General features: G+C 69.3%; 9 protein-coding genes. 4 read left to right on the plus strand and 5 right to left on the minus strand.

From position 1 onward, the window contains the following. Positions 1-3: 3 nt before the first annotated feature. Positions 4-930, minus strand: a complete 927-nt coding sequence (ypfJ, locus tag NA12_RS18180; RefSeq protein ID WP_067452496.1) for a KPN_02809 family neutral zinc metallopeptidase — start codon at positions 928-930, stop codon at positions 4-6. A gap of 210 nt (positions 931-1,140) precedes the next feature. Between ypfJ and aspS the strand changes: the two genes are divergently transcribed. Together aspS and NA12_RS18190 are read left to right on the plus strand one after the other, a co-directional pair. Continuing rightward, positions 1,141-2,964: an aspartate--tRNA ligase gene (gene aspS / locus NA12_RS18185; RefSeq protein WP_067452270.1), complete on the plus strand. Its 1,824-nt coding sequence runs from the start codon at positions 1,141-1,143 to the stop codon at positions 2,962-2,964. A 73-nt stretch (positions 2,965-3,037) separates the two neighbouring features. Continuing rightward, positions 3,038-4,006 carry a DUF389 domain-containing protein gene (locus NA12_RS18190; protein WP_067452273.1) on the plus strand — a complete coding sequence of 323 codons (969 nt, stop codon included), beginning with the start codon at positions 3,038-3,040 and terminating at the stop codon, positions 4,004-4,006. A 2-nt stretch (positions 4,007-4,008) separates the two neighbouring features. Here the strand turns inward: NA12_RS18190 and NA12_RS18195 are convergent, their stop codons facing one another. Beyond that, positions 4,009-4,881 (minus strand): DUF7847 domain-containing protein, encoded by an 873-nt coding sequence (locus tag NA12_RS18195; protein WP_243654972.1) that lies wholly within the window; start codon positions 4,879-4,881, stop codon positions 4,009-4,011. Between the two features lie 341 nt (positions 4,882-5,222). Between NA12_RS18195 and NA12_RS18200 the strand changes: the two genes are divergently transcribed. Then, positions 5,223-6,392 carry a phosphotransferase family protein gene (locus tag NA12_RS18200; RefSeq protein WP_067452279.1) on the plus strand — a complete coding sequence of 390 codons (1,170 nt, stop codon included), beginning with the start codon at positions 5,223-5,225 and terminating at the stop codon, positions 6,390-6,392. A gap of 71 nt (positions 6,393-6,463) precedes the next feature. On the opposite strand, the gene NA12_RS18205 is transcribed toward NA12_RS18200, so the two are convergent. The 3 genes from NA12_RS18205 to NA12_RS18215 all read right to left on the minus strand — a co-directional run bounded on the left by NA12_RS18205 (position 6,464) and on the right by NA12_RS18215 (position 9,859). Then, complete coding sequence (locus tag NA12_RS18205; protein WP_067452501.1) at positions 6,464-7,705, minus strand: RNA polymerase sigma factor; 1,242 nt, start codon at positions 7,703-7,705, stop codon at positions 6,464-6,466. 2 nt (positions 7,706-7,707) lie between these two features. After that, a complete protein-coding gene (locus tag NA12_RS18210) occupies positions 7,708-8,061 on the minus strand; it encodes a YciI family protein (protein ID WP_067452499.1) in 354 nt (117 codons plus the stop codon). A 133-nt stretch (positions 8,062-8,194) separates the two neighbouring features. Continuing rightward, positions 8,195-9,859, minus strand: coding sequence for an alkaline phosphatase D family protein (locus NA12_RS18215; protein WP_067452282.1), 1,665 nt, complete (start codon positions 9,857-9,859; stop codon positions 8,195-8,197). Positions 9,860-9,963: 104 nt separating this feature from the next. On the opposite strand from NA12_RS18215, the gene NA12_RS18220 reads away from it, so the two are divergent. Continuing rightward, on the plus strand, positions 9,964-11,358 hold the full coding sequence (locus tag NA12_RS18220) for a replication-associated recombination protein A (protein WP_084472878.1): 1,395 nt from the start codon (positions 9,964-9,966) through the stop codon (positions 11,356-11,358). Positions 11,359-11,384 lie beyond the last annotated feature (26 nt).

Raw genomic sequence — 11,384 nt, forward strand, 5'->3', positions numbered from 1 at the left:
GCGTCAGCGTATCCCGGGCGGGTTGTCGAGGTCACGCGCGGAATAGGTGTCGCACGCGCGCACCGATCCGGTCCGGTAGCCGGTGAGGAACCACTTCTGCCGTTGTTGGGATGACCCGTGGGTCCACGACTCGGGATTCACACCGCGACCGGCCGAACGCTGGATGCGGTCGTCACCGACGGCGTTGGCGGCCGAGAGCGCGTCACGGATATCGTTGTCGGACAGGGGCTTCAGGAAGGGCTGGCCGCCGCCGGGTGAGGCCTGCTTGTCGGCGAAGTGGGCCCAGATGCCGGCGTAGCAGTCGGCCTGCAGTTCGGTGCGGACAGCGCCCGAGGTCGCGCCCTGCGGATCGCGCTGCGCCTTGCCGATATCGCCGAGCTGGTTCTGGATGTGGTGGCCGACCTCGTGCGCGACCACGTACTCCTGCGCCAGCGGTCCGGCGCTCGCGCCGAAGCGGTCGGTCAGTTCCTGGAAGAAGGCGGTGTCGAAGTAGGCGGTCTGGTCGGCGGGGCAGTAGAACGGGCCGACATCGCTGGTGGCATTGCCGCACCCGGTGCTCACACCGCCGGTGAACAGCACCAGCTCGGGCTTCACGTACTGCTTGCCGGTCTGCTCGGGCAGCTGCACCGACCACACCGCGTCCAGGCTCTGCGCGGTGGCCACCACCCGGCAGTCGACGTACTTGTTCGCGTCAGCACCGGTCTTGCAATGGGTGGGCGTGCCCGCGGTGCCCGGCTGCGACTGCTGACCGCTCTGGGCCCCGGTGAGGTTGCCGAGCACCGTCCCCGGATCGCCGCCGAGAAGCAGCGTGATCACCAACAGGATCAGACCACCCGCGCCGCCGCCGAGGGCGATTTTGCCGCCCATGCCGGGGCCGCCGCCCGACGAGGCCCGGCCGGGATCGATCTGCATACCTTCGTTGAAGGTCATCGCGGTACTCGCCTTCGCTCGGTTGTCCAGCTGTCTCACAGGGCGATTCACCGTCGGTGGGAGCGGCGACGGCGGATAGGTGTCACAAGCTTGACACGGTGGGGAATATATCGGTTTTCCTCCGGGCACCGTGCCTCACTACGATGGCAGTGCACGCGGTCATCTGCGCCGGTGCGACGAGTCCGTAGAAATTCTGTCGAAAGGAATACCGTGCTGCGCACCCACTTGGCTGGTTCGCTGCGAGGCGAGCACGCCGGTCAGACCGTCACCCTCACCGGCTGGGTGGCGAGGCGTCGTGACCACGGTGGTGTGACCTTCATCGATCTGCGCGACGCATCCGGCGTCTCGCAGGTGGTTTTCCGCGAGGGCGAAGCCGCCGAACAGGCGCACAAGCTCCGTGCGGAATTCTGTGTGCAGGTCACCGGTGTGGTGGAACGGCGTCCGGACGGCAACGAGAACCCGGAGCTGCCGACCGGGCAGATCGAGGTCGACGCCAAGGAACTGGTCGTGCTCAACGAGAGCGCGCCGCTGCCGTTCCAGCTCGACGAGACCCCCGGCGACGAGGCCCGCCTCAAGTACCGCTACCTGGACCTGCGTCGCGAAGGCCCCGGCCACGCCATCCGCCTGCGCTCCAAGGTCAACGCCGCCGCGCGCGACGTGCTGGCCGACCACGATTTCGTCGAGGTCGAGACCCCCACGCTCACCCGCTCGACGCCGGAGGGCGCCCGCGACTTCCTGGTCCCCGCGCGTCTGCAGCCGGGCAGCTTCTACGCCCTGCCGCAGAGCCCGCAGCTGTTCAAGCAGCTGCTCATGGTCGGCGGCATCGAGCGCTATTACCAGATCGCGCGCTGCTACCGCGACGAGGACTTCCGCGCCGACCGGCAGCCCGAGTTCACCCAGCTCGACATCGAGATGAGTTTCGTGCGCCAGGAGGACGTGATCCTGCTGGCCGAGGACATCCTGACCGCGCTGTGGAAGCTGGTCGGCCACGACATCGTCACCCCGATCCCGCACATGACCTACGCGGAGGCGATGCGCCGCTTCGGCTCCGACAAGCCGGACCTGCGCTTCGGGATCGAGATCACCGAATGCGCCGAGTACTTCAAGGACACCCCGTTCCGGGTGTTCCAGGCGGAGTACGTCGGTGCGGTCGTGATGCCGGGTGGTGCGAGCCAGCCCCGACGTCAGCTCGACGCCTGGCAGGACTGGGCGAAGCAGCGCGGCGCCAAGGGCCTGGCCTACATCCTGATCAACGAGGACGGAACCCTGGGCGGGCCGGTCGCCAAGAACCTGACCGATGCCGAGCGTGAGGGCCTGGCCGAGCACGTCGGCGCCGAGCCGGGTGACTGCGTGTTCTTCGCCGCCGGTCCCACCAAGGCACAGCGTGGCCTACTCGGTGCCGCGCGTGGCGAGATCGCCCGCAAGTGCGACCTCATCGACCAGAACGCCTGGGCCTTCGTCTGGATCGTCGACGCCCCGATGTTCGAGCCCGCCGCCGAGGCGACCGCCAGCGGCGATGTGGCGCTCGGCCACTCGGCCTGGACCGCGGTGCACCACGCGTTCACCTCGCCCAAGCCGGAATCGCTCGACACCTTCGACACCGACCCCGGTTCCGCGCTGGCCTACGCCTACGACATCGTCTGCAACGGCAACGAGATCGGTGGCGGGTCCATTCGTATCCACCGCCGCGATGTGCAGGAACGGGTGTTCGCGGTGATGGGTATCGACAACGCCGAAGCCCAGGAAAAGTTCGGATTCCTGCTCGACGCGTTCGCCTACGGCGCCCCGCCGCACGGTGGCATCGCCTTCGGCTGGGATCGCATCACCGCACTGCTGGCCGGCGAGGACTCGATCCGTGAGGTGATCGCGTTCCCGAAGACGGGCGGCGGCGTCGACCCGCTCACCGACGCACCCGCCGCGATCACCGCGCAGCAGCGTAGGGAAGCCGGCATCGACGCCAAGCCCGAGAACAAGGGCAAGGGCAAGGCGGAGACGGCCACCGACGCGCCGAAAGTTGTTGCGGCCGAGAAATAGCGGTCATCGAAGGTAGCCCGGTACCTTCTGGTCAGTCCCGATCGCCACGGCGGGACCGATCAGGAGGACACCGGTGCTACATCTGCGAGTGATCAGCCCGACCGAGCAGACCGACGCCCTGGTGCGCGTGCTCGAGCAGGACGCCGGTGTCACCCATCTGACGGTGGCGCGCGGGATCGCCCTCGAACCGCCGGGCGATCTCGTCCAGGCCGACGTGGCGCGCGAGGCGGGCAACAAAGTCCTCGCCGACGTGAAGGCGCTCGGCATCGTCCATACCGGCGGGATCACGCTGGAACCGGTCACCGCGGTGCTGTCCGACGCCGCCGATCGTGCGGTGCGCGCCGCGCCGGGCGACCCGAGCGACGCGGTCGTCTGGGAGCAGTTGCTCAAGGAGACGCACGAGGAGTCCTCGCTCAACGCCACCTTCGTCGCGTTTCTGACGATCGCCTGTCTGCTGGCCTCGATCGGTGTGGCGACAAACTCGCCGGTCACCATCGTCGGCGCGATGGTGGTGGGTCCGGAGTTCGGGCCGCTGGCGGCGCTGTCGGTCGCGCTGGTGCGCCGCAATTGGCGACTGGCCCGGCGATCGATCCTCGCCCTGGCCGTCGCCTTCCCGGTGGCGATGGTGATCACGCTCGGCGCGACGCTGGTGTGGGAGCAGCTGGGATGGATCACCACCGAGGGGGTCATCGACGCGCACGACGTCGACTTCATCTACGAGGTGGGCCCGTTCTCACTGGTCGTGGCGCTACTGGCCGGCGCGGCAGGCATGCTGTCTCTGGTGACCGCGAAGTCGGCGGCCCTGATCGGGGTGTTCATCTCGGTCACCACCGTGCCCGCTGCCGGATACGCGGTGGTGGCCGCGACGATCGGTCAGTGGCATCGCGCGTTCGAATCGACCGGTCAGCTCGCGGTGAACCTGGTCGGCATCGTCGTGGCCGGCGTGATCGTTCTCGAACTGCGACCGCGCGCCGGTGATACGGCCGGTCCGCTCGGACGGTTCAAGCGGGCCATCGGGATGCGGTCCGCGGTCGAACGCTGACCTCAGACCTGGGCGATCGGTCCCGCAGTGAGCATCCGGTAGGAGTAGGTGACCGCGATGACGCACACCGGCCCCGCGACGAACAGGCCGAGCCCGCACAGGATCGCACCGACGAAGGTGACCAGCATGACGGTCAGCGCCAGCAGCACCGCCGCCCACAGATTCGCCAGCACCAGCTGCGCGCTCGCCTTGATCGCTTCCACCGGACCGTAGTCCTGGTCGATCACGAAGTGTATCGAGAACATGCAGAGGAACCCGACGACGATACCGGGCAGCAGGCACAGCGTCGACGCGAGCAGTGTGATCGTGAAGGCGAGCAGCGAGGTGAGTAGGACATTGCCCGCGTTCACGAACCGGAAGTACGATCCGAAAGACGGTGGGTATCCGTCGGTTTCGTAGAGCGCGCCGCGCACCATCGCCGCCTGCAGCAGCCACAGCGCGACGATCACCATCAGGAACAGGAACAGGACGCTGAACGGCGATGTCGGCTCGACGATCTGGACCACGGCGACGAAGCCGAGATAGATCAGCACGCCCACCGCGGTGACACCGAGCCACGGACCTGGATTGGCGCGGAATCGTTCCCAGCCGTAGCTCAGCGAACGGCCGATATCGAGGGCTTGTGCTCCCGACTGGTAGTAGCCAGGCGTCTGCCCGCCACCCCCCTGCGACACGCCGGATGCGGGGGCGGGGGGGTACACGGGGTTCTCCGGTTTCGCCTGGGGGACCGCGTAACCGGGACCCGTTCCCGCGGGCCCGTACTGCGGTGTGGGAGCGCCGCGTCCGGCAATCGGCGGCGGTGGCTCGACCGGTTCCTGGCCGTACTGGGCGGCGCCGGGCCCCTCGAATTGCGGATAGCCTGCGCCACCGGCCATTCCGTGCCTGCTCTGTCCCGATCCGGAAGCGGGTGGCAGGCCGGGTCCCTCATGCCTACCCGTGGGGCCGGCGAACTGTCCGCCACCGCCCGGAACGGGCGACCCGCCCGGGGAATCGCTCGATGCGGCGTACGGAGTGTCGGTCACTGTGATAGACCTTTCGACTCAACCGGTTTGCGGTGTGGCGCACAGCAGTTCACGATGAGAAAACCCGAAGACCGGCTGATGTGTCAAGCGAACAGGCACATACGCGCAACCTCGGCGCCAACACGCCGAGCTGACGCGGAAAGGTTGTCCAACCGCTCGCTAGAAGTGACCGGGTACGAGTAGCTTGAGAGGCGATGACCGCACTATTGGCCGAACGCGCCGCCGACGTCGTGTCCGCAGCACAACAGTTGCTCACAAAGCGAATGGGTGCTCCGGTGAAGCTGAGTGATCCGATCGAGCTCAGCGGCAGTGGTAGGACGACAGTCCTACGCGTGCGTGTTGCGGAAAACGCATTCTCGTTGCCGCGCACGCTGATCGTGAAGCAGGTGCGCGGTTCCAGTCCTGACCGCCGCGCCGGTGGTTTGGTGCCCGGCGTCGCCAGCATCGACGCCGCGTTCCTCCGTGAGGCGGTGTCCTACCAGTTCACCACCGCGCTGAGTCGCGAGCAGCGGCCCGGCGCCTTCCTGATCGCCCACAGCGTTCCCGACCGGCTCCTGGTCCTCTCCGACCTCGGGGACAACGCCCTGCTCACCTCGGTGCTGCAGGCGCGCGTCGAGCCGGGCACCCGAAACTCGCTGATGGCGTTCGCGCAGGCGCTCGGCCGTATGCACGCCGCGACTGTCGGTCGCGAGCCCGACTTCGTCGCTCTGATGCGCCGGGTCGACTCGGTGCACCGCGTCGACGGGATCGCCCAGCAGGCACAGGCGGCGATCGCCGAGGTTCCCGGTCTGCTCCAGGCTGAATTCGGCATCGAGGTGCCGGGCGAGATCGCCGAACGGATCGTGCACGGCAATCGTCTGTTCACCGGTGGCCGCTATCGCGCGTTCAGCCCGTCGGACCTGTGCCCCGACAACGTGATCATGAACGAGGAGGGCGCGCGGTTCCTCGACTACGAGTGGGGCGGTTTCCGCGACGCCACCCTCGACATCGCCTACGCCCTGGTCTCGTTCCCCGGCTGCCTGTGCGATTTCGAACTCTCGCGCAGCCGTGCCAAGGAAATGGTCGAGGCGTGGCGTTCGGTCGTGGTCGGCGTGTGGCCGTCGCTGGCCGATGACACCGTCCTCGCCGAACGGCTGCTCGAAGCCCGGCTGATCTGGGTCTGGATGTCCACGTACTGGTTCCTGCCCGGCGACCACGCCCGCATCGCCGCCGCCCGCGAACACGGGCTGTCGGTGCCGCGCTCGGACGCACTGATCAACCGGTGGTCGGCGCTGGCCGAGGACGCCAGGATGACCGGCGACGACGCGGTCGGCGACTTCGCCGAACAGGTCTCGGCGATGCTCGAGGAGCGCTGGTCGGAGTAGGGAGTGCCCCTGTTCGGGGCACGCGACGGGTCCCGTCGGCAGGGATCTGAGAGAAGTTGGGTTTTCACCGGTCAGCGCGTCAGCGCGACGAGTTTGCCGCGTAGATGGGCGCGTTCGACCGCGTTGTCGGTGAGCAGCAACGCCGACTCGTAGGCGGCGATCGCTTCGTCGGTGCGTCCGAGATCGGCGAGGAAAGCGGCGCGGGCGGCGTCGAGGTAGCCATAGGTCGCCAGTGCCGGTTCCGCGCCGAGCGGATCGAGCAACGCCAGCGCCTGCGCAGGTTCGCCGGCGAGGCCGACCGCGATGGCGTGATTGAGCAGCGCGACCGGCGACGGCGAATCGCGCAGCAACAGCCGATACAGGCCGATGATCTCGTGCCAGTCGGTGTCGGCCCACGTGGGTGCCTCATCGTGGACCGCGGCGATCGCGGCCTGCAAGGTGTACCGGTCGGTATGTGGCAGCGCGCGTTTCACCAGCGCGATGCCTTCGGCGATGGCCGCGCTGTCCCAGCGGTCGCGGTCCTGGTATTCCAGCGTGCGCAGCGTGCCGTCGTCGCCGACCCGGGCTGCCCGACGGGCGTCGGTCAGCAGGATCAGTGCCAGCAGCCCGGTCACGGACGGGTCGTCGGGCACGAGCGCGTGCATCATTCTGGCCAGTTGCAACGACCGGTCGACGAGATCGGCGCGCACCAGCACCGCACCCGCGGGCGCGGTATGTCCGGTGGTGAACAGCAGGTGGATCACCGCGCAGATGGAATCGAGCCGCTGCGGGAGTTCTCGCACCGAGGGCACCCGATACGGGATGGCGGCGACGGCGATTTTCTTCTTGGCGCGGGTGATGCGCGCGGCCATGGTCGACTCGCTCACCAGGAACGCGCGAGCCACCTCGGCGGTGGTGACACCGCAGACCAGCCGCAGGGTCAGCGCGACCTGGGCCTGCGGTGCGAGCGCCGGGTGGCAGCAGGTGCTGATCAGCCGCAGCCGGTCGTCGGGAATCGCCGGGTCGTCCAGCTCGGCCAACGCCAGCTCGGCGGTATCGGCGGCGGGTTCGTCGACGACGAGCTGGGGCAGCGCGCGCCGGAAGGTGCTGTCGCGGCGCAGCAGGTCGAGGCCGCGTCGCCGCGCGACCGTCGTGAGCCAGGCGCCCGGTCTGGCCGGAATACCGTCGACGGCCCAGGTGGTCAGCGCCGTCGCGTACGCGTCCTGCACGCATTCCTCGGCGAGGTCGAAATCGCGGACCAGCCGCACCGTCGCGGCGAGCACGAATGCCCACTCACGACGGTGCGCCTGTTCGACGGCCGCGGCCGCCGTCATGGTCACGGCTGCGGGAAGACCTGGATCGGGCGCACTTCGACGCCACCGGTCGGGGCGGGAACCTGTGCGGCGATCGCGATCGCGGCGTCCAGGTCGGGCGCCTCGATCAGGTAGTAGCCACCCAGCGCTTCCTTCGCCTCGGCGAACGGGCCGTCGGTGATGACGACCGCGCCATCGGCATCGCGGCGGATCGTCGTGGCGGTCACAGTGGGCTGCAGGGCCTGTCCACCCAGGTTGGCCTCACCGGCGATCTGCTGGAAGGTGCGATGCGCGGCGAGCATGTCGCCGGTCTCGGCGGGGGAGTACGCGGCGTAGGTGGCTTCGTCGCCGTAGATCAGGACCAGGTACTGGCTCATGATGTGCTCCTTCGGGTGTGGGGCCGCCCGCTCGTCGGGTGCCGTACTCACTCGACGAGCGAGGGCGGGCGCGATCGACAACCTCTGGCGAAGAATTCTGCGCCGATTTCCCCGGCGTCGCGACGAACCCCGGTCAGTGCAGCGGAGTCGCTCGCGGTTCCAGCCGTCCGCCCGTCGGAACCGCGAACGACGCGCCGTGCCGCACGCCTGTCGCGGGATCGGTGACATCGGCGAGGTAGAACCAGTCCATCTGCGTCTGCGCCGCGGTCACCTCGAGCACGCCGAATCCGTGCGAGTCCAGCTCGACATAGCGCAGGTGGTGGTTGGCCGCCTTGATGGCTTCCTCCGCGGGCACCGACGCGGTGCGGGCGGGCATTCTCAGCAGGTCGCCGACGCTGGAGGAGGTGACCGACGGAATGACGAACTCCGCCCCGACGGTCGCCCCGCCCGGGTAGTTCGCGGGGTTGCGCGGCAGATCGGCGGCCCAGGAGGTGTGGATGTCGCCGGTGAGGAACACGACCTCGCCCACCTCGTTGTCGGCGATCGCCCGGAACAGGGTGGCGCGGTCGGCGGTGTAGCCGTCCCACTGGTCGCCGTTGACGGTGATGCCGCCCTGCGGGATGCCGAGCGCCTCGGTGACGGCCTGGGTGGTGGCCGGTTCCAGCGGCGGGAACACCAGCGGCGCGATCATCACCGAGTTGCCGACCAGCTTCCACCGGGTGGGGGAGGAGGTGAGGCCCGCGGTGAGCCACTCCATTTGGGCGCGGCCGGTGATGGTGCGGGACGGGTCGTCGGCGTGGCGCCAGCCCGCGCCCGGTCCCGCCTCCTCGTCGCGGTAGGTGCGCAGATCCAGCATCGACAGTTCCGCCAGCGTGCCGAATCGCAAGCGGCGGTAGATCTGCACCTGGCCGTCGGCGCGGGTGGCGCGCACCGGCATCCACTCCAGGTAGGCGCGAGTGGAGGCGGCCTTGCGGTCCACCCAGGGGCCTTCGGTGGCCGGGTCGTGGTTCTCGGCGCCCTCGCGCCAGGAATTGTCGGCCGACTCGTGGTCGTCCCAGGTGCAGATGAACGGCACCGCCGCGTGCAGGGCCATCAGGTCGGGATCGGTCTTGTACTGGCCGTGGCGGGTGCGGTAGTCGGCGAGGGTGAGGATCTCGTTCGCCGGGTCGTGCGCGCGGACCGCGCCGTTGCGGCCGGTGTACTTGCCGCGGCCGTATTCGTAGAGGTAGTCACCCAGGTGCACGATCGCGTCGAGATCGGTGCGCGCGGCCAGATGCCGGTAGGCGCCGAACCAGCCCGCCTCCCAATTGGCGCAGGAGACCAGGCCGAGGCGAAGGCGGTCGACCTCGCGATCGGGCGCGGGCGCGGTCCTGGTGCGGCCGACGGGGGAGGTCTCGCCGTGCGCGGTGAAGCGGTAGAAGTAGTCCTGGCCGGGGGCGAGTCCGGTCGCGTCGACCTTGACGGTGTGGTCGGCGTCGGCCGAGGTCGTGACGGTGCCGGTCGCGGCGAGCGCGCCGAAGCCGGCATCGGTGGCGATCTCCCAGCGCACCGCTGTCGCGTCGCCGATCCCCGAGCCGGGGACGGCGTCCTCGGCGACCGTGACCCTGGTCCACAGGATGACCGCGCCCGGCAGGGGATCGCCGGAGGCGACACCGTGCCGGAAGACGGTGCCCGCTGCCAGCGCGGGCGCGCCGGTGCCGAGCACCGCGACCGCTGCCACTGCCGTGGAACCGGCGAACAGGGTGCGGCGGGCGAACCCGGCCTGTCGAGAGGGTACGGCGCTGTTGTTTTCGACCACGATCAGCGATCACAACCCACGAATCGCTCGGGCGCAAGTCCGCGCGGCGAATGTTGGTCAGCTGTCCATCTTCGCGGAAGGTCCTGGTCGATACCGGGGGCCCGATGGTGAGCTCCGCGGACCTGTCCGAGGGCCTCGGTACCCTGCACACCGTGAGCGACAGCCTTTTCGACGTGCCCGGCGAACACGCGTCCGCCGAACCCGGCGCCGACGCGGTGTTCCGTCGCGACTCGGGCGCACCGCTCGCCGTGCGCATGCGTCCGGAGAACGTGGACGAGGTGATCGGCCAGGCGCATCTGCTCGGTCCCGGATCCCCGCTGCGTCGGCTCGTCGAAGGCTCGGGTGCGGCATCGGTGCTGCTCTACGGCCCTCCCGGTACCGGAAAGACCACGCTGGCCTCGTTGCTCTCGCGGGCCACCGGCCGCCGGTTCGAAGCGCTGTCGGCGCTCTCGGCCGGTGTCAAGGAGGTGCGGGCGGTGATCGACCTCGCCCGGCGCCGACTCGCCGCGGGCGAGCAGACCGTGCTGTTCATCGACGAGATCCATCGCTTCTCCAAGACCCAGCAGGACGCGCTGCTGGCCGCCGTCGAGAACCGGGTCGTGCTGCTGGTCGGCGCGACCACGGAGAACCCGTCGTTCTCCGTGGTCTCCCCGCTGCTGTCGCGCTCGCTCGTGCTGCAGCTGCAACCGCTCACTCCCGACGACATCCGCGCCGTCCTCGCCCGCGCGATCAGCGATCCGCGCGGTCTCGACGGCGCCTGTACCGTCAGCGAAGAGGCGATCGAGCACATCGTCCGGATCGCGGGCGGGGACGCGCGTCGCGCGCTCACCGCGTTGGAGGCGTCGGTCGAGTCGGCGACCGGGGGTGCCGTCGACCTGGCAACGGTCGAGGCCACCGTCGACAAGGCCGCCGTCCGCTACGACCGTGCGGGCGATCAGCATTACGACGTGATCAGCGCGTTCATCAAGTCCATTCGTGGCTCCGATGTCGACGCGGCGGTGCACTACCTGGCCCGGATGCTCGCCGCGGGCGAGGATCCCCGATTCATCGCACGCCGCTTGATGATCCACGCGAGCGAGGACATCGGCATGGCCGACCCGATGGCCCTGCAGACCGCCACCGCGGCAGCCCAGGTCGTCCAACAGGTCGGCCTGCCCGAATGCAAACTCGCCCTGGCGCAGGCCACCATCCACCTCGCGACCGCCCCGAAATCCGGCGCGGTCACCACCGCGATCGGCACGGCGATGGCCGATGTCTCGCGCGGCAAGGCCGGTGCCGTCCCGCCCTACCTGCGCGACGGTCACTACGCGGGCGCCGCGCTGCTGGGCAACGCCAAGGGCTACAAATTCCCGCACGACTACCGCGAGGGCGTCGTGGCCCAGCAGTACCCACCCGACGAACTTGTCGGCACCGACTACTACCTGCCCACCGACCACGGCAACGAACGCACCATCGCCCCGCGCCTGGAGAAGCTGCGCCGCATCATCCGCGGCAGATGACCTACCGGCGTGGCGCCGACCACCCC

This window comes from Nocardia alba NBRC 108234, assembly GCF_001612665.1.
GTDB classification, from domain to species: Bacteria; Actinomycetota; Actinomycetes; order Mycobacteriales; family Mycobacteriaceae; genus Nocardia; species Nocardia alba.

Excerpts from the sequence above, each read along its gene's own strand:
- ypfJ (WP_067452496.1), bottom strand. The coding sequence starts at position 930 with ATGACCTTCAACGAAGGTATGCAGATCGATCCCGGCCGGGCCTCGTCG.
- NA12_RS18195 (WP_243654972.1), bottom strand. The coding sequence starts at position 4,881 with ATGGCCGGTGGCGCAGGCTATCCGCAATTCGAGGGGCCCGGCGCCGCC.
- NA12_RS18200 (WP_067452279.1), top strand. The coding sequence starts at position 5,223 with ATGACCGCACTATTGGCCGAACGCGCCGCCGACGTCGTGTCCGCAGCA.
- NA12_RS18205 (WP_067452501.1), bottom strand. The coding sequence starts at position 7,705 with ATGACGGCGGCCGCGGCCGTCGAACAGGCGCACCGTCGTGAGTGGGCA.
- NA12_RS18210 (WP_067452499.1), bottom strand. The coding sequence starts at position 8,061 with ATGAGCCAGTACCTGGTCCTGATCTACGGCGACGAAGCCACCTACGCC.
- NA12_RS18220 (WP_084472878.1), top strand. The coding sequence starts at position 9,964 with ATGGTGAGCTCCGCGGACCTGTCCGAGGGCCTCGGTACCCTGCACACC.